Annotated in this window: 16 protein-coding genes; 7 read left to right on the plus strand and 9 right to left on the minus strand. The window is 39.1% G+C overall.

Annotation, left to right across the window (positions count from 1 at the left end; all coding sequences use genetic code 11):
* The first annotated feature begins 52 nt into the window (after nt 1-52).
* A complete protein-coding gene (locus R3E32_25820; protein MEZ4888173.1) occupies nt 53-1729 on the plus strand; it encodes a M12 family metallopeptidase in 1677 nt (558 codons plus the stop codon).
* A gap of 205 nt (nt 1730-1934) precedes the next feature.
* On the opposite strand, the gene R3E32_25825 is transcribed toward R3E32_25820, so the two are convergent.
* Nucleotides 1935-3557 carry an ABC transporter substrate-binding protein gene (locus R3E32_25825; GenBank protein MEZ4888174.1) on the minus strand — a complete coding sequence of 541 codons (1623 nt, stop codon included), beginning with the start codon at nt 3555-3557 and terminating at the stop codon, nt 1935-1937.
* 228 nt (nt 3558-3785) lie between these two features.
* Here R3E32_25825 and R3E32_25830 point away from each other — a divergent pair, with 228 nt between their 5' ends.
* The 3 genes from R3E32_25830 to R3E32_25840 all read left to right on the plus strand — a co-directional run bounded on the left by R3E32_25830 (nt 3786) and on the right by R3E32_25840 (nt 6518).
* On the plus strand, nt 3786-4937 hold the full coding sequence (locus R3E32_25830) for an FIST C-terminal domain-containing protein (protein MEZ4888175.1): 1152 nt from the start codon (nt 3786-3788) through the stop codon (nt 4935-4937).
* Nucleotides 4934-6016, plus strand: coding sequence for an ATP-binding protein (locus R3E32_25835; GenBank protein MEZ4888176.1), 1083 nt, complete (start codon nt 4934-4936; stop codon nt 6014-6016). Before R3E32_25830 ends, R3E32_25835 begins: the two co-directional genes overlap by 4 nt.
* A 91-nt stretch (nt 6017-6107) precedes the next feature.
* Complete coding sequence (locus R3E32_25840; GenBank protein ID MEZ4888177.1) at nt 6108-6518, plus strand: response regulator; 411 nt, start codon at nt 6108-6110, stop codon at nt 6516-6518.
* 5 nt (nt 6519-6523) lie between these two features.
* Here the strand turns inward: R3E32_25840 and R3E32_25845 are convergent, their stop codons facing one another.
* The 4 genes from R3E32_25845 to R3E32_25860 all read right to left on the minus strand — a co-directional run bounded on the left by R3E32_25845 (nt 6524) and on the right by R3E32_25860 (nt 9534).
* The gene (locus R3E32_25845; GenBank protein MEZ4888178.1) at nt 6524-6703 is read right to left on the minus strand and encodes a hypothetical protein; all 180 of its coding nucleotides are present in this window, start codon (nt 6701-6703) and stop codon (nt 6524-6526) included.
* 96 nt (nt 6704-6799) lie between these two features.
* Entirely contained in the window at nt 6800-7513 is a 714-nt protein-coding gene (locus tag R3E32_25850) for a hypothetical protein (protein MEZ4888179.1), read from the minus strand.
* Nucleotides 7514-7563: 50 nt separating this feature from the next.
* Nucleotides 7564-8850, minus strand: a complete 1287-nt coding sequence (locus R3E32_25855; GenBank protein ID MEZ4888180.1) for an acetyl-CoA C-acyltransferase — start codon at nt 8848-8850, stop codon at nt 7564-7566.
* A 132-nt stretch (nt 8851-8982) separates the two neighbouring features.
* Nucleotides 8983-9534, minus strand: a complete 552-nt coding sequence (locus R3E32_25860) for a TlpA disulfide reductase family protein (GenBank protein MEZ4888181.1) — start codon at nt 9532-9534, stop codon at nt 8983-8985.
* Between the two features lie 89 nt (nt 9535-9623).
* Here R3E32_25860 and R3E32_25865 point away from each other — a divergent pair, with 89 nt between their 5' ends.
* Genes R3E32_25865 through R3E32_25875 form a run of 3 tightly spaced genes read left to right on the plus strand, consistent with a single transcriptional unit; the run spans nt 9624 to nt 13247 of the window.
* On the plus strand, nt 9624-11261 hold the full coding sequence (locus R3E32_25865; protein MEZ4888182.1) for a DUF6029 family protein: 1638 nt from the start codon (nt 9624-9626) through the stop codon (nt 11259-11261).
* 27 nt (nt 11262-11288) lie between these two features.
* A complete protein-coding gene (gene dcm, locus R3E32_25870) occupies nt 11289-12566 on the plus strand; it encodes a DNA (cytosine-5-)-methyltransferase (protein MEZ4888183.1) in 1278 nt (425 codons plus the stop codon).
* A 30-nt stretch (nt 12567-12596) separates the two neighbouring features.
* Complete coding sequence (locus R3E32_25875; GenBank protein MEZ4888184.1) at nt 12597-13247, plus strand: hypothetical protein; 651 nt, start codon at nt 12597-12599, stop codon at nt 13245-13247.
* Nucleotides 13248-13481: 234 nt separating this feature from the next.
* On the opposite strand, the gene R3E32_25880 is transcribed toward R3E32_25875, so the two are convergent.
* The 4 genes from R3E32_25880 to R3E32_25895 all read right to left on the minus strand — a co-directional run bounded on the left by R3E32_25880 (nt 13482) and on the right by R3E32_25895 (nt 18634).
* A complete protein-coding gene (locus tag R3E32_25880; protein MEZ4888185.1) occupies nt 13482-14684 on the minus strand; it encodes a ThiF family adenylyltransferase in 1203 nt (400 codons plus the stop codon).
* Nucleotides 14685-14745: 61 nt separating this feature from the next.
* The gene (locus tag R3E32_25885; GenBank protein MEZ4888186.1) at nt 14746-16086 is read right to left on the minus strand and encodes a hypothetical protein; all 1341 of its coding nucleotides are present in this window, start codon (nt 16084-16086) and stop codon (nt 14746-14748) included.
* Nucleotides 16083-17570: a hypothetical protein gene (locus R3E32_25890; protein ID MEZ4888187.1), complete on the minus strand. Its 1488-nt coding sequence runs from the start codon at nt 17568-17570 to the stop codon at nt 16083-16085. The genes R3E32_25885 and R3E32_25890 overlap by 4 nt, the downstream gene beginning before the upstream one ends.
* Before the next feature lie 20 nt (nt 17571-17590).
* Nucleotides 17591-18634: a hypothetical protein gene (locus R3E32_25895; protein ID MEZ4888188.1), complete on the minus strand. Its 1044-nt coding sequence runs from the start codon at nt 18632-18634 to the stop codon at nt 17591-17593.
* Between the last annotated feature and the right edge of the window lie 289 nt (nt 18635-18923).

Below are 18923 nucleotides of genomic sequence, written 5' to 3' on the forward strand. Positions count from 1 at the left end.
TATGTTGAGCGAACACAAAAAGTAAATTTTTTAACCTCAAAAGTTTAATCTTATGAAACGCTTAACATTCAAAAACCCAACATGGTCTTTATTGACGCTTTTGTTTATTTTCTTCTTTAGCAATGACATACAAGCACAAAGGACGAATACAAGAATTGGAAGAACAGTTCAAAAAACGCCCACTTCACAAACTGCAAACCTAAACCTGCAAAGAACTTCTTCAAGATTCAAAACCAAAAAACTCCTTTTGCCTTTCCACAAACAACCCATTGATGTGACCTACGAAGTCATCAACGGAACAGCAGTGATGGAAGGCGATATTGATTTAGGCCCTGAAAATCAACTGACCGACCTTACAGGATTGAGTTTGGCGGTAGTAGTGGACAATGAAGCTCGCCGATGGGTAAATGGCGTAGTGCCTTACACCATCAACAACAACTTGAGCGATACCCAAGAACAAAACGTAAAAGATGCCATTGCCCATGTTAATGAAAAAACCAATGTAAAGATGGTTAAACGCACCAATCAAGCCGATTACATCGAGTTCACGACACACGACGGAGAGGCTTGTTGGTCGCCTATTGGACGACAAGGAGGACGACAAACCATCAAGCTCGAAATTGGAGGCTGCGGCAAAGGAACGATTATCCACGAAATTGGTCACGCATTGGGTTTATTTCACGAACAATCAAGAGAAGACCGTGACAACCATATCACCGTCAATTGGGAGAACATCAAAGACGACTATAAATTTGCATTTGACAAACACATTGAAGACGGTTTTGATGTCGGCAAATACGACTACGGTTCCATTATGCACTATGGCAGCACCTCTTTCAGCAAAAACGGCAAAGCTACGATAACACCTAAAGTAATGGGAGTCACCATCGGACAAAGAACAGGTTTGAGTGCAGGCGACATTGCAGCCATCAACAAACTCTACTACACCGACTCCAATGGCACACCCAACGCTGGGTACAGTCAAATTGCCAAACATGCGGTTTCTATCAGCAGCTATCAAGCATTGGTGGACCAACACGTAGGACAGGGCTATATGATTGATTGGGCAGACTTTTATGAAGTGAACGGAAATGTTTTTGTGAATGTGTTGTTCAAACCCAAATCTGGTGCATGGTTGGCACGTCACAATCTTTCTTCTTCTGGCTACCAAGCTGTGTTTGACAAATATGTGCCTATGGGTTACAGACCGCATCAAGTAGAAGTATATACAAGTGGCAACCAATTGAAATATGCTGTCATTATGGTCAAAGAAAGTGGAGCTGCGTGGAAAGCGTATCACGGTTTATCGGCTGCTACTCACCAACAGCGTTTTGACGACTACAAAGCACAAGGTTACAAACCAATCAATGTGGCAGTGGCTTCAATAGGCGGCAATAAATCCTACACCGCTTTTTATACCAAAGACAATGTAGGTAGCTGGATGCTAAAGAGTTCACTGACTGCTGCTCAATACCAAACTGAATATACTGCCAACAGCAATGCAGGACGAAAACTGGCTTACTTGTGTGCTTACGAACATTCTGGAACGACTTATTTTTCTGCCATTTGGCAATCAGCTGCAAAAGGTGGCCCTGCAAAACATGGTTTGTCAAACTCAGGCTATCAGCAAGAATTCAACGAATGGTCGGGTAAAGGCTACAAAGTGGATTTCATTACAGGATATGCTTCTGGTAACAGCCATAGGTTTGCTGCAAAATGGGTGAAGTAAGAAATTAGATGTAAGATTAAAAAGCTCAATAAGGGCGGGTTTCGAAACCCGCCCTTATTGAGCTTTTTTTATAAGTAGCGGGACAAAAATAGTTTTATACAAAAGAACTTTCAACTCTTTTGTAATCAAAGTATTGAAGTCTGACTTCTCGCTTCTTTAATCTGTCTTCCTACTTAGTTGGTATTTTTCTTTTATTTCGCTAACCTCAATCAATCCTAACTTCCTTCAAATACAACCAATTAAACGCATTGATGCCCATGCCTTCAATGTTTTTCTGCGTAAACCGCAACACCTCATCGTAATACAAAGGCACAATCGGAGCTTCTTCAATCAAAATTTTATCCATTGACTGATACATTTCGTAGCGTTTGGCATCATCATTTTCCAATAAAGCCGCCTCATAAAGCGCATTGTATTCCGCATTGTTGAACTGCGTATAGTTTGGAGGAGCAGGGTTTCCACCGTACAAAACTGTCAAATAAGTTTCGGCATCGGGATAGTCGCCAATCCACGAAGCCCTAAAAAATTGCGCCTCACCTTTTGTGATTTTCTCCCGCAAAAAAGAGCCAGGATGTATCTCTAATTCGATTTTGAAGCCAATGTCTGCCAACTCACTTTGTATAAAAGTGCAAAGGTCTTTGTAAGCACTCGTTGTTTCTAATTTAATGGTTGGTAAGCCATTGCCGTTCTCATAACCCGCTTCCTTCAATAAAGTCTGTGCTTTGGGCGGATTGTAGGTGTAGCCCTTGACTTTATTCGCATTGAAGGAAGGCAAACCCTTGGGAACGAAGCCCGAAGTAGCAGGAACTCCCACATTGTTTCGCAAGAATTTGATCATTTTTTCTCGGTCAAAACCATAGTTGATAGCCTGTCGCACTCGTTTGTCATTCAATGCTTTGTTCTGCTTATCGGTTTTCATCAAAATCCCCAAGTATTCGGTGTTGAGGTAAGGAGAACGCAATAAGTTGATTTTGTCTTTCCATTCGGGCAGCAATTCCCCTTCCTTACTCAGCAAATCGTCTTTGTAAGTCGCATCAATGCCCGACAACAAATCCAATTCTCCTTCTTTGAACTTCAAAAATGCCGTCCGTAAATTGTCCATAAAGGTGACTCGAATCCCATCAATATAAGGGAGTTGCGTGCCATTTTTGTCTTTTTCAAAATACGCCTCGTTTTTCTCCATCACCAAGACATCACCTTCTCTCCAAGACTTCAATTTGAAGGCCCCTGTGCCAATTGGATTTTTGCGAAACTCCTTGCCGAAATGTTCTACAATTACTTTCGGCACGATGGAACAATATTGCATACTCAAAATGCCCAACATCGGGCGGAAGGGCTGCAATAAGGTCATTTGGAAAGTGGTGTCGTTTAAGGCCTTGAAGGGTTCGGTCGTTGCCACTCGATTGTTGAACAACCATGCACCCGTTGAAGCTACTTCTGTATCTATGATGCGGTTAAGGCTGTATTCAACATCGTAGGCAGTGACAATCGGACTTTTAGTTTCTCCAAATAGTTCATGCTGATGGAAATGTACGTCGTTGCGGAGGTGAAAGGTATAGGTCAAACCATCTTCGCTGATTTCCCAACTTTTGGCGACTGCAGGCTGCACATTTAGGCCATCGTCAATTTGTACCAATCCATTGTAGAGTTGATTGACCGCCCATATATTGGCTAAGTTCTTGGCAAAAGCGGGGTCGAGGGAGGTGATGCCTTCTTGTTGGTTGTAGCGAAAAAATTTGCGTCTATCTTTTGAACCTTCTTGGGTATTGCAGGCGTATAAGATAAAACATAAAAAAATTAAATAAAAAGAAATTTTTATGATATTCATTTTGATTATGTGATTGGTTTGAATGTTTCAGAAATGTAAAAAAGACAGCTAACTTATCTTCAATCAAAGCTATAAAAAAAATGAATGAATGTGATTGAAGTCTCAATAGATTTTAGAAATTTGTGATAGCTTAATCATTCCTCATAATCTACTTAATTCATAGAGAAGTTCTGGTATTATTTTTGAATTTTTCATGTATATTAACTAATGTTTTCTAAATAATTAGAAATGCACACACAACAAAAAAAATGGACACTTCAGGATGGATGGAAGCATTTGACGAATACTTCAAATTTTGTTTCTTTTGAAGAAAAGGAAAATTTAGTTTTTGTATTTGGAAATAGATTTCAATTAGCCGATCCTTTACGATTTGACGAAATTCGTACTTTTTATCCAAATAGTCATATAATAATTGCTTCAACGGCAGGTGAAATTGTAGAAGAAAGTGTAATAGATGATTCGATTGTTATCACTGCTGTTTATTTTGAACATACTGATTTTGAAGTAGTAACAGCCCATATTGAAGTTGGTGAAGACAGTTATGAGGTAGGTAAAAAAATGGCTTTATCGTGGAATCATGAAGAACTCAAGCAGGTATTCATCTTATCGGATGGACAGTTGGTAAATGGGAGTGAGTTGGTCAAAGGTTTAAATGAATATTTGCCTGAAAAAGTAGTTGTGACTGGAGGTTTGGCTGGAGACGGGCCGAGGTTTGAGAAAACTTTAGTGGGCTACAATGCAGCACCGAATAGTGGAAATATTGTTGGGGTTGGATTTTATGGCGATAAACTGACTATTGGTTATGGATCCATTGGTGGATGGGATCCTTTTGGACCAGAGCGTATTATCACCAAATCGAAAGAGAATGTACTCTACGAATTGGATGGGAAGTCTGCACTTCAACTGTACAAGCGTTATTTGGGGGAAAAAGCGGCTGGATTGCCAGGCACTGCATTGCTTTATCCGTTGAGTATCCGAATCACAAATAAAGATAAACCTTTGGTTAGGACTATTTTATCTATTGACGAAGAAACGCAGAGCATGACTTTTGCAGGAGATGTACCAGAAGGGGCAAGCGCACGATTAATGAAAGCAAATTTTGATAAGTTGATTGATGGTGCGTACAATGCTGCTAATGCGAGCATTGTGTCCTTCAATGACATTCAACCAGAATTGGCTATTTTGATCAGTTGTGTGGGGCGAAAACTGCTTTTAGGTCCTCGTATTGATGAAGAAGTGGAAAGTGTTGCAGAAGCAATTGGACATACAACTTGTATAACAGGGTTTTACTCTTACGGGGAAATCGCTCCTTTTTCAGGAGCGCTCAATTGTGAATTGCACAATCAGACCATGACCATCACTTTACTTAGTGAATTATGAAAAAAATCAACCGTTTATTGGCTCGTCAAATCAAGCGTACTTTTGGAGGGATAGACAATATCCCTCCTGAAATCGTGCCTTTGCTCGAAAAAGTCAATCAGTCCTATGAGCATTTTGAAGAAGATCGTCGTTTGTTGGAGCGAGCAATGGATATTAGTTCCGAAGAATTGAAGGAAGCAAATGTTTTGTTGAGGGCTGAAAGCAAGAAGCAGGCGCAACTTTTAGAAGAGCTAAAGGATACTTTATCTACTCTTTGGTCGGTGGATAATGATGGGCATGAGATGAAAATTGCAGAGGATAATGATCTTTTAGAGATTGCAGATATGCTCAAAAAACAATCTAAGAGAATCAAAGAAGTAGAGGAGGAGTTATCTTATGTTAATGACGAATTGAAGAATTTTGCATATATTGTTTCACATGATTTGAAAGCCCCTTTGAGGGCTATTGGTTCTTTGACAGATTGGATGATAACTGATTATGGTGATAAATTGGATAAGGAGGGACTGGAGTATTTGGATTTAATCAAGATGCGTATTGTGAGGATGAACAACCTTATTGAAGGAATTTTGCAGTATTCAAGGGCAGGGAAAAAAATGTCTAAATTGAAGCCTATGGATTTGAACAAGGTTGTTGAAGAAGTGCTTTTTATGCTGAATCCACCTCCACATTTTCAAATAAATATCAAAAATGAACTGCCTACGGTCGCTTGTGAACCTACTAAGGTCAATCAGGTTTTTCAAAATTTGATTAGCAATGCTATCAAATACAATGACAAACCCGTGGGGATATTGGACATTGGTTATGATGAAGTTGATGGAACTATGCATTTTTATGTAGCAGACAATGGGCCAGGTATTGAAGAGAAATACCATGAAAAAATATTTGAAATTTTTCAGACCTTAAATGCACGGGATGATATTGAAAGTACAGGAGTTGGGTTGACTGTAGTAAAAAAAATTATAGAGAGTAATAATGGACGTATTTGGTTAACTTCAACGCTACATGAGGGAACTGTTTTCCACTTCAATTTGCCTAATTCACTCAAATGTGAAGAAGATAGAGCAGTTATTAATACATAAAAAATTAGCTAAATTGAAAATGTTGCTTTAATATTGCAATTATCGTGTTAATTTTACTTAGCTTTATTGAAGCAAAAAATCATTAATTGTTATGACCACTAACCGAGCCATTTTATTGGTAGAAGATGATATGGTAGATATCATGACTGTAAAAAGAGCAGTCAAAGAGCTTCAGATAAACAATCCTTTGATTGTTGCCCGCAATGGAGAAGAAGGAGTCAGTTATTTAGAAACTTGTAGAGAAGATTTACCTTTCATTATTCTTTTGGATATCAACATGCCGAGAATGAACGGCATAGAGTTTTTGAAGATTGTAAAACAAGACAAGACCTTCCGAACTATCCCTATAGTTATTCTTACTACATCGCAAGAGGAGCAGGATAGATATGAAAGTTTCCATCTTGGTGTAGCTGGCTATATGGTTAAGCCTGTTCATTATCAACAGTTTGTAGAGTTGATAAGAATGATTAATTCTTATTGGAGCATCAGTGAACTGCCTTAGGTTGGTTATGCTTTTGTTTGATGAATAGCCATTTGTTTTGCTGCTTCAATCTTTTTTGCTCGCCAAGTCATCAACCCTACATATCCGAGTGCTAAAAGACCTAAAGAGCCTTCAACTGGAATGTCGTAGGGTTTTCCATCAGGAGTTTTCAATTCTGGAATCTGGTGACTTTGATTGTTTTGCATGATTTATGGATAATTTTTTGGTTAAAAATCAATGCTGTGTAATTGTATTGAGGGTTCAATTATACAACATTCTTTCAAGAAGTGCCAAATTTACTATTAATTCTTCAAGTATTCCGCAGTCGTCTGTACCGAATTTACGATTACTTCCGCATTTTTGCGAATCACAAACTCACTCAGTCCCACTTCCGACTTCTTATTTCCCCAGTCATATGTATAACCCAATCGAGTCCAAGGATATGCCAGCGGGTAATAACTGTATAGTATATTGCCTTGATACCAAGCTTTGTAGGTGCTATCTATATTTTCGGCGAGTTGTAAGTTGGTCGTTTGGTCGGTAATTTCGTTGTCAGGTGTAGGGCGGAACATGTCCGAGGGTTTGACCCAAAATTCTATGAAATGTGTTTGACCACTTTTGGGCGGTAAACCCAACAATTGTTCAAGTCGTAAATCTATATCTTTCACTTTTTTTTCATTCTTTGCATACCAATCCTGTAATTCAGGACAAGCTGTCACCCAAATTTCATCCGACTTGAGTTCCACCATTTCTCCAATAGAATAATAGTTGATGTCTTCCTTTATCCATGAAGTCACCAGTACACGCTTATTTTCTCCTTCGCCCTGCCATTGAAGGTAGGTATTGTTGGGAGAAATGACGATGAGATTGTTCGATATTTCATGTTCATCGGCATACATTGCATCAATGATTGCCTTTTTGTAGTTGGCATCAAGGTCGTTGTAAATTATTGGAGAACAAGAATATAAAAATAATCCAATACTGATTGAAGTGAAAAGGCGTAGGTACTTTTTCATTTAAACAAAAATTCAGGATAAAAGCTTTAATGAGGCATACATAGATTTTATTAGATCCGCTCCAATATCATTGCATGACCATGCGCTCCCGCAGCACAAGCCGCCAACAAACCATATTTCCCACCTTCTGCAACCAAACGATTTGCAACTGTGGTCATCAACCGTGCGCCTGTTGCACCAAAAGGATGTCCAATCGAAAGTGAGCCGCCCCAAAGATTGAATTTATCCATTGGTACTGTTCCTACTGCTTTCTCACGCCCCAGATTTTTTTGTGCAAATTCATTGGAAGCCAAACATTTTAGGTTGGCAAGTATCTGAGCTGCAAAGGCTTCATGGAATTCAATCACATCCATATCGTCAAAACTCAAACCTGTTTGTTCAAATAATTTGGAAGTCGCATAAGTTGGTCCTAATAGCAATTCATCGTCCAATCTTTGACCCGTAAAGGTAAAATCTACCACTTTTGCTATTGGAGTCAAACCCAATTGACGGGCTTTTGCAGCATTCATCAACAATACAGCAGATGCGCCATCTGTCAAAAAAGAAGAATTTCCTGCGGTCAATGTTCCATGTTTTCTATCGAAAGCTGGGCGCAATTTCGAGAGTTTTTCCATATTTGTATCCGGGCGGATGCCGTTGTCGTGGTCAATGCGTTTGAAGTTGGGAGGGAGTGAAATTGGAGTAATTTCGTTGGGAAGGTGTCCGTCTTTGTAGGCTTTGTCAGCGAGGTGATGCGAACGCACAGTGTATTCATCTTGTTCCTCTCGGCTGATATTGAACCTTGCAGCCATGATTTCACAATCTTCCCCCATTGTTCGATTGGTCGTATATTCTGCAATTGCAGGACGCTGAGGCATAAAATCGCTGGGTCGAAGGCTTGCCGCAAATTTCACCTTATCGCCTACAGTCTTCAATTTCTGAGCATTGAAGAGTTTTTTACGCATTTCTTTGCTGAATCCAATAGGAGAATCGGAAGTATTGTCCACGCCTCCTGCAATGGCAATGTCTGCATGACCGACTGCAATGGCAAGAACGGCATCTGCAATGGCTCGGTTGGCTGAAATACAGGCTTGGGTGACTGTATGACAAGGCGTGCTTTCGGGAATCCCGGCCGTAATTGCTGCTTCTCTGGCGACATTACTGGTTTTGACATTGGAAATGACGGTTCCCATCGTTACCATATCAATCAGTTTGGGGTCAATACCTGTTTTGGTCAGCAAACCTTTAATGGCATATTGCCCTAATTGATAGGACATTAAATCCATATAATCTGTTCCTGAACGCAAAAATGGAGTGCGTGTACCTGCAACGAGGACGATGTTTCTATTGGTGTTCATGTGTTGGTTTTGGTGATGTTTTGCTAATCTAATATCCAAAATAGGTTTTTTGTTTTGAAAATAGACAATAAAAAAGGTGCTGGAGAAATTTCCAGCACCTTTTTGTTAAAATAACATAGCTATAATTATGAATTACTCGCCGTCACCATCTCCGTTCAACTCACTAATGAAGTCTTCCAATTCAAATTCATCTCCTTCTGAGTAACCTGTATGTTCATAAACGATGTTTCCTTCTTGATCAGTTACAATCGTATGAGGAATCAAACGAATACCCAGTGCTTGTTTTAATGACTCGTCACTATCCAACAATACATCAAAGGGAAGTAATTTCCCATCCACATATTGCTGTACTTTCATAGCAGATTGAGCATCATCTGTACTGACTGCCACCACTTCTACATTGTAGAGGTCTTGCCATTCTTCATAAATGTCCGCAATATTACCAAGTTCCTTTTTGCAGGGTGCGCACCAAGTAGCCCAAAAACTGAATACGGTAATTTTACCATTGCCACCGTAATGCTCTACAATATTAACTAAATCACCCCCTAAAGCTTTTACATTCAAATTAGGTAGTGTTTTGGTAGGAGCATCAGGTGTGCCATCAGGTCCATTGGTAGCTGCAACAAAAGCAACTCCTAAAGCAAAAAACAGTAGCAAAAAACTACATCTTCTAAGTAGGTTCATAAACATCATTTAAATTATTTTTAGATTTGCAAAGTTAACCTTCTCTTTCGACAGAATAAATACTTTAACGTTTAAAAATCCGACTCATTATGCAGCGAATATATTCTACAATATTGTTTTTATTAAGTTTGATGGTGTGTAGTCATACCTTATACGGCCAAAATCAAGGTGTTTTATCAGGTGATTTGCAGTTTAATACCCGCTTTTTTGAGTCGGATAGTACACGAGATGCCACGAATACACCCTTTTATGATTACCTCAAATACAGTGCTGATGCTTGGTTCAATCTGAACTATCAGGTTTCTGGCTACAATATGGGTGTGCGTTTTGATATGTTCAATAACTCCAACATTTTCAATGCTACTCGTGAAGTAAATGAACTTGGGTTGGGATTTTGGTATATTTCCAAAAAAATAGACAAACTTGATTTAACGGCAGGGTATTTTTATGAGCAGTTTGGTTCGGGTATTATTTTCAGAGCTTATGAAGCACGTCCTTTGGGAATTGACCAAGCCATTCAAGGCATCCGATTGAAGTATGAACTCAGCGACCATTGGCGCATTACAGGCTTTACAGGCCGTCAAAGAAACCGCTTTGAAACCTACAAACCTGTTGTCAAAGGAGCAAATATTTCGGGCTATATCAAAGCGAGTGAAAAGGTGAATTTAACACCGGGTTTTGGGGTAGTTAACCGCACGATTGATACCGAAACCATGAACACCATTGCACAAGAAATCAATGGTTATACTTTGGAAAACCGCTTTACTCCAAAATACAATGTCTATGCTGGAACGTTCTACAATACATTGTATGCAGGAAGGTTTAGTTGGTACACCGAATATGCCTATAAAACAGAGGATGCTATTAGAAATATGGATGGATTGCTCATCAATCCCAAATATGGTAACGTAATTTATAATACGCTTACCTATTCTCAAAAAGGTTTTGGCATCACATTTTTGTATAAATACACCAAAGATTTTGATCTACGAGTTCACCCCAATGCAGTAGGTAATTTTGGAGCAATCAACTTTTTGCCTCCAATGACCCGTGCCAATAGTTACCGATTGATGTCACGCTACAATGCAGCCACACAGTTGTTGGGGGAAAAAGCCTTTCAAGTGGATTTGACCTATACTCCTATGAAAGGACTGTCTTTTACTGGGAATCACTCACGTATTACCAATTCTGACAACGACTTGTTGTTTAGAGAATTTTATTTAGATGCAGAAATCAAGCCTCAAGACAAAAAGAAAAAATGGCGCATTATTTCTGGACTGCAAATGGTGGATTACAACCAAACCGCTTTTGAAGGACCGAAACCAGGGCGAGCTGATTTTGTCCGAACCTTTTCTCCTTTCTTTGAGTACGATTATAAATTTACCCGTCGAAAATCACTGCGACTTGAGCTGCAATACATGCTGACAGAGCGCAATAGGGTATTGTTTGGAGAAGACAAACCTGAAGAAAAACAAGATTTAGGAAATTGGATATGGGGATTGGCAGAGTACAATATTGTTCCAAAATGGTCTTTTTCGGCGGGAACGATGTACAATCTCCATGACAATCTTTTTTTCCCGACTTTCTTAGTTGCTCATAACCAAAATGCAACTCGTTTTGCACTAAACTATGCGAAACAACCTGCGGGGATCATCTGTACAGGAGGAATTTGCAGATTTGAGCCTGCGTTTAGTGGTTTGAAGTTGGATGTGACAACTAAGTTTTAGATGCAGGGCGTTAAAATTCAATTAGATATGATGAAAAAGAATTTATTGTCCCTATTTTCGGGATGTGGAGGAATGGATATTGGTTTTGAAGGAGGCTTCAAAATACCCAAAACGATATTAAATGATGCTATACATAGAGATTGGGTAGTGGAGGAAGATGATTTTTACTTCCATTTGAAGGAAACCATCTTTGAAACAAAATTTGCGAATGATATTAGCAGTCACGCTAGAATTGCTTGGAATGATTATTTTTCGAGAAAACGAGGTTATGATTTGAATGGAACATACAATGTGGGGAGTATTGTTAATATTGTAAAAGAATACCACGATGGAAATAAAAAAGTCTTTCCCCAAAACATCGAAATAGTGACGGGCGGTTTTCCCTGTCAAGATTTTAGCGTATCAGGAAAAAGGAAAGGATTTCATTCCCACAAAGACCATAATGGACAAATTATTGAAGACGATATTCCGACAGAAGAAACAAGGGGAAAGCTTTATATGTGGATGAAAGAAGTCATTGAGATAACTTTACCAAAAATTTTTATTGCAGAAAATGTCAAGGGTTTGGCCAATTTAGGGAAAGTTAAAGAGGTGATTCAAGCTGATTTTTCTAAGATAGATGGCGACGGCTATTTGGTTTTAGACCCAAAGGTTTTACATGCAGGTAATTATGGTGTGCCACAATCTCGTGAAAGGATTTTCTTTATTGGTTTCAAGAAATCAGCCTTGACTTCCGAAGCTTTAAAAGAATTGTCTAAAAAGGAAGTTTCAGAAAAATCCAGCCCTTATCCGACACCAACGCACCGACTAAATGGAGAAATGCACTATTCATCGTTTGAACACCTTATGACGAATTTCACTAAAAGTAAGAATGTGTTAATGGATTTGAAAGAGCCTGAAAATAGCTGTGATTTGTCACAGAAACATTTTTCTAAGGCAAAGTTTATGGGAATACATTGCCAAGGTCAAAAGGAAGTAAACCTCGAAAAACTGGCTCCAACTATACGTGCAGAACATCACGGCAACATTGAATATAGAAGATTATCGCTCGAAAATGGAGGGAGTTATGCCAACGAAATAGAAATGGGTAAAAAAGAAAGACGATTGACATTGAGGGAATGTGCGAGGATTCAGACATTTCCCGATGATTTTAATTTTGTTTTGCTTTCTGCAGAGAAAAAGAAAAAATTCTCCTTGAGTCCTTCACAGGGGTATAAGTTGGTCGGCAATGCTGTTCCCCCGCTTTTGGCTTATCACATTGCTAAGAAAATAGAATCGAATTGGGAGTTCTATTTTGGGCTATAGTACATTTAAAATCCCCTAAATTTTATCTCAATGAATCCTAATATAGAAGCAACTCGCCTAAACCTATTTTTACTCGTCTATTTTTATCTTCTGGAACAGGATTTGAATAGTAGAGAAAATGCTTTGGGGAAGATTAAGTTTCAGTCTGAGGAAGCGAATACGGATGAATATTTGAAAAGGTATTTTCAAAAGTATTTATTGTCAAACAACAGTATTCGAAGTACTATCTTGAAATATATATCTTTAATTGTTGATTCAGAAAAATTTAGTGTAGAAGTTGCAGCACTGCAAAATTTTGAAATTATGTCTGTTCTGCTACCTGAACAACTTTCAGATGAACAAAAACAACAAATTGCAGCTTCAAAAAAATCAGTCTATACCAATCCAGATTTATTTTTGCAAATAACGGATGGAGAGAATATCTTTTTTGAATCATTGGAACTTAAATCAACAAAAAGTAACAATATTTCTGGTTCAAGTGTACAGCAAGTAAATCCTTTTGAGTGGGTTATTTTTGTGAAAAGAAATGGAGGAAATGTAACGGTTTCAACAGGTCATTATATCAATAGTATTACTGAAAAATTGCCTTTCCCAGATAGAAGCCCACGTCCTCAAATTGGTTTCAATACCTTACAAGATTGGAATAGAAAATATAGAAAGACAGAAGATGGCCTTTATTAGTAGAAAGTGTAAGTAGTTTAAACGAGGCTAAAATTAAACTTTTGATGGATTGGCAAGATTATTTAGCCTCTGAATGGTTGGAGATTGTTAAAAGCGAGCCTGCTAAACAGAATGAAAAATGGTTCAACAATGCCATTAGGAAATTTGCATTGAAGTTTTTGGAACACACTGAGAATCTGAGTAAAATAGAACGAGAAAAGCTAAAAAGGAAATTAAATTCGTTGATAAAGTAAACTAACCCATTTCCCCAAACACCCTCTCTTTATCCCCACTTATCTCATAATACCGATACACCAACTCCCCATTCACAATCGCCTTTATCTTAAAAATCTGGTAAAGCGGTGTGCCAATTTCCTCCAAAGTGCTGTTCAAAATATGTGCAGACTCCTTACCATCCAATTGATTCACAAAATGTTCACGCCTCAACGCATGAACAGAGGGCATACCCTCTGCCATACAATCAGGACATTCCGCCTCATCCACATATAAATTACCCCGTTTGCAGAGAATATTTTGGCGGCTACGGTGTGTATTGCAGGCCAAAGTAGTAATCAAATCGTAATCCAGTGAAATAGTAGCCGTTTCGCCCAAATCCGTTTTCATGATTTGCAGCAACTCCCCAACCCTCAATTCATCGGAGCGATAAGGCAACTGCGTAATATCTTCTTCCACAATCGAATCATAGAGATTGTGCGTTGGACATTCGGGATTGAAGCTCATTTTCGACACACTCAGCTCGTCAATAAAACCATAGACCGACATTCGGTAATCCTTCGGGATTTTTGCGCCATGCAAATATTTCACAGCCAGTTGCACCTGCAATCCCGCCATAATGGAAGAAATAGTAGGTGAAGTCGGTATTGTAGCCCTACCATCCTCATTTCGTTGCCGCAATTTGAGGCATGAAAAACGCCGCCAAGCCTCCTCACGCAAATGCTCGTTCAGCGTACAATCCAAACACACATTGAAGGGAGGTGCAAAAATTTTCACATCCCCATCCAATTTCCGCAAACCTGCATCAATCAAGAGCGTTTGGGTTTGATAACAATAACGGTTGATGTCAATGCGTCCCTGAATGTTGTCCAAACAACCAAACACCGCATCTACATGACGGTAAACACCCCTTCCAAACACATCTTGCACTTTACCAATCACGGGAATCACCTGCACATCAGGATTCATTTCCTTCAATTTTTCGGCAGCCACTTCCACCTTGTAGCGTCCAATATCGCCTTCTCGAAACAAAACAGTGCGGGTAAGGTTATGGTCTTCAATGGTATCCATATCTGTCACCAAAATAGTACCTACTCCCAACAGTGCCAAATTCTTCAACACCTCATTACCCAATGCACCTGCTCCTACCACCATTACCGTGGCGTTTTGCAGCAGTTCCATACTCCATCCCAGTTCCTCAATGCGTTTGTAGCGGTTACTCATATTATTACTTAATTTCTTTTTTGTCAATGATTTAAAATCTTTCGTCCAAAGTCTAAATGTCTTATTGTATAGTGAATTTTGTGTTTGAACTTGAACTTTCAATTCGATACTGCTCCAAAACCATAAAAACTGCCCCAATGTAAAACGGCAGGCAAGGAATTTTGTAGCGCACCAATGCCCCAAAATTGTAGGTCGCAAAGCCCACTGCAAAGGCAAAAAAGAGCGCATACAACAAACAAAAGCTGATAAAAGGTGTGCCAAAAGCAATTTTTAAGCTGCGAAAAAAACCGACTTTGAAAAACACGTACAGCGTAACCGCCATAAAAGCAGTCCCTTCCAATGCTGCAATCAACATCACAGGATTGTTCACTTCAGACAGATAAGGTCGAAACAAAGCAACATTGACCGAAGCAGGAAATTTGGATAAAATGCCTGGAATCGAAAATTCAATTTCTCCCAAAGTATAGCCCGTCTGACCCTCATTGCTCAAATAGCCATGCCATGATTGAAAATCCATCGCCATTCCCACAAACTTTCCCAACATATAATATCCTATATCAGCGACCCTATCCGACAAAAAATACACCCCCAAAGCAACAGCCGACAACATACAGACATTAAAAAAAATCTTCAAATTTTGCCGACGAGCCACCTCCCGATAATGGAAAAATAGCCAATAAGCAGTCGGAATGAAAAATGCCCATAAGATGTAGCCCTTAATTGCATCAATCAACAAACTGCAAATCCATATCAGAAAAATAGACACAAGGATTCTATCTCTTTTGATGAGCAGATGGTAAACGCCATAGGTGAATCCACCCACACAACCCATTGTCACCGTATCTTTTAGCAAGCCAGAACCCCAAAAGAAAACAGAAGGAACAAAGAAAACCGCCATCGCCATCGTATCCTTAGCCTTTGGATATACATCCACAAACACCGTATAAAGCAACCACAAACCCATAAAAGATAAAGTGGCAAACAACAGATTCAAGACCCAAAAACTATTGCCACACAAAAAGCCCAAAACCGTAGCGATTCGCACCACCATATATGTATTCTCACCACTGTAATACGGAATTTTATCCGACAGTTCAGAAAGCCGCAAATCGTAGGTATTCGCTTCAGTAGCCCATAGTTCCAAACCCAATTTAGGCGAATCTTCAATGGCTTCGGAGAGCGCAACCGTTGATTCGTGATACACAAAAGCATCGCCCAATCCACCATAATAAAAAGCGTAAATGGCACAAAAAAACAAAGCTCCAAGGATTTTGAAGCCCAAACCCGCCAAGATATACTTCCGCCCAACATGGTGTTTGTAAACGGTTTCACGAATGATGAATGCCGTTATCAAAATCACCACAATAAAAAGAGGTAATAAAAATACATCAAGAAGGGTCATTCAGATTTTTTTTGTTTTACGATACCCAACAACAAAATGTGGCCATTCCCAAAACGCTTGACAATTGCATAGTTTTTCAAATAATCACTTGCCTCAATTTCGGGAATGTAATAATAATTGTATTCATTGGGTTTCAATTTTTTATCACTAAATACTTCCACATTCGGCAATCCTTCTACATACCGATAATATGCCACACTTGGAAACATCAACCAATGAACGCCCAAAGATAAAGTTTTATGTTGAGCACTTGATTGTTGCGCCATAAAATCCAACATAGCAGGCGTGTCGGCATCAAAACCCCATTCATAACTTTGGCGAATATTGACAGTTTGAAGTAGGTGAAAGGTAAGCATTGCAGCAAAAAAAACGGCAATTGTTTTCACCAACAACCATCGCCTTCCATACCATAAAAAGGCAAACAACAGCCACATTGCCAAAGGCAATAAATACAAAGCCGTTCTGCCAACAGCATATTTTCCTTCAAAAAGAACAACATACAAAACCTGCAAACCGACTACTCCAACCAACAAGGCACTGAATAGCTGCAATGCCTTTAGATTTTGAAGCAGAGAAATCTCGCTTCTTTTATACAAATCCCCAGTTAATTTTGGCTTATGGTACAAAAAACCTCCAATAATTGCCCATAAAAAAGCAGCAAGCAGAATTGGAAGCAGAACACCTGCAATGATTTGAAGGTCAAAGTTTCCAAAGTACTGAACCCCATATAAATTCCATCGAATCAAACTCCCTAGGGTATCGGCAATAAATCCCGTTTGTCCACCTATATAAAAAGCCTTGTTTTCCAGCAGATTCTTCAAAGGAACAATTGTCACCAAAGCCAAAACCAAGCTCGCTCCGCCCACGATTTGAACAACCATGTCATGCTTCACCCACAACTTCATAGACTTCACCCGATGCGTTAATACCACAGAATGAACCACAAACAACAAAACAAGGCTCATGTAATAAAACCCAAAAACAAAATTGCTGTAGCTTGCCAAAGCTGCAAAACCCAAAGCGGCTATCACTTTTTTGCTTTGATAATCATTGAAGTAGAAAAATGTATAGTAAATACTTCCCATCATAAAAGCAATTCCCAAACCATATCCTCTACTCAAAGAAAAAAACTCCAACAGATAAGGGTGAAAGTTTAGAAATGAAATGCCTATGACTATCCAAAAAGGTTTTGTGGTCAGTTTTTGAAGCAATCGAAGGGAGAAGAAAAAGTACAAGCCATAGGACAGTAAAACGGGAAGTCGAATAAAAAACACTTGATTTCCAAACAATCCAGTACTGCATTTCACCAAAAGCGTATGAAAAATATGGTTGGTTGCAGAAGCAGGAATACACAGCAGCGTATTTTGAAGCGGCACCACCACATACTCCAAAAAAGTACCCGCTTCATCGTGTGTTATCGGAATGAAATAGCTGCGTAAGGTGAGGTAAACAAATAGGGCAAAACCAATTGCCCAATAAAGCATTGAAGTTAGATTTTCATTTCTCACAAATCCACATCCAATTTCCGCAACAAATTCCCTACCAAAGACTTATCGCCCAAACCTACTTCATAGCGAACCCCATAAAAGAAAGCATTGTTCAAGTCAAAACTATTCACCTTTTGCCGCCCATCCCAAAAAGTGATGTTTTGATTGAGCAAAGTACCAATTTCCATTTGAAGACGGGCCTTATCACTCAGCTTGTACTGCACCGTTGAAGTAGCTTGTAGATAAGTCGCCGACAAATGTAGTCTATCCCGCACATTTTCTTCAAAAAAGAAATGTTGGTTTTCAAATCCCGTTTCAAAACCACTCATCGTAGCGGCAAGCGTTACTCGAATTTTTTTGTCCTTTTTATACACCAATTTCGCTTGATACGGCAAAATCAACTGCAAATGGAAAACAGGTGGAATGCTAAAACTCGTACCTGCAAACGGCACAGGCAAAACTTTGTTGTTGCGGTAATGAATAGCGAGCCCATAATAATTTATCGAAGCCAATTTATTCATTTTTGCTCGACCAATAAAACCCGTAAAGCGTGTTTTTAACTGATTAAAAGTTGCTCCTTCCTCCGAAAAAGATAGGTTGGCATTGTAGAAAATGATGCCCAATTCTGGTCGAATATGCACTCCTTCAATGCCCGTCGTGAAATAGTAAGCCGTATGCCCATCTTGGTCAAAACTCATATCCATATTGCGGACACCCCCGCCCACATTCCACAAAATCTGGTAAGCACTCACATCCAAAGGAATGGTTTCAAACAAGCCCTTCAATCCTTTGGTCGCCACTTTGAAAATGTTCTTCAATTTGCCCAGATTCAAATCCAATCCCACTCGCCCTTTTATCGGAATACTTGCCTGAAAACCAATTGCATTGCTGCCAAAAGAAAGACTATCCAAGTCCTTCAATTGACTATCCGCCTGCCATTCTCCAAGTCCTGTGAGATGCGGTCGGAAAAAATGGTGTATTTCTCGGATGCCTAAGTTTTGGGCATGGAGAATCGATAGATTGGATTGTAAGATAATTAGTAGGAAGAGTATCTTTTTCATACTTCTAAAGTAGCAAGAATTGATGGTATAAAACTATAAATGAACAAGATTTTAAGTAACCACCTACTTTTTAGTGAACAAATATCCATTTATCCCTATTCAAGCTAAGCCCCATTCAACTCCTTTGAATAGATTTACTTCAGCAAAATACCGCCTCATACTTTAACAAATATCTATTTTTTTCATAACCTTTTTTAAACCCCATCGTACAAGAAAATGAGTTTTGTCATATTAATATCATATTGAAGCTAACACAGACCACCCCAACTATTCGCCCAAATTATTAGGT

It is taken from the genome of Chitinophagales bacterium, from assembly GCA_041392475.1.
Taxonomy (GTDB): domain Bacteria; phylum Bacteroidota; class Bacteroidia; order Chitinophagales; family UBA2359; genus JAUHXA01.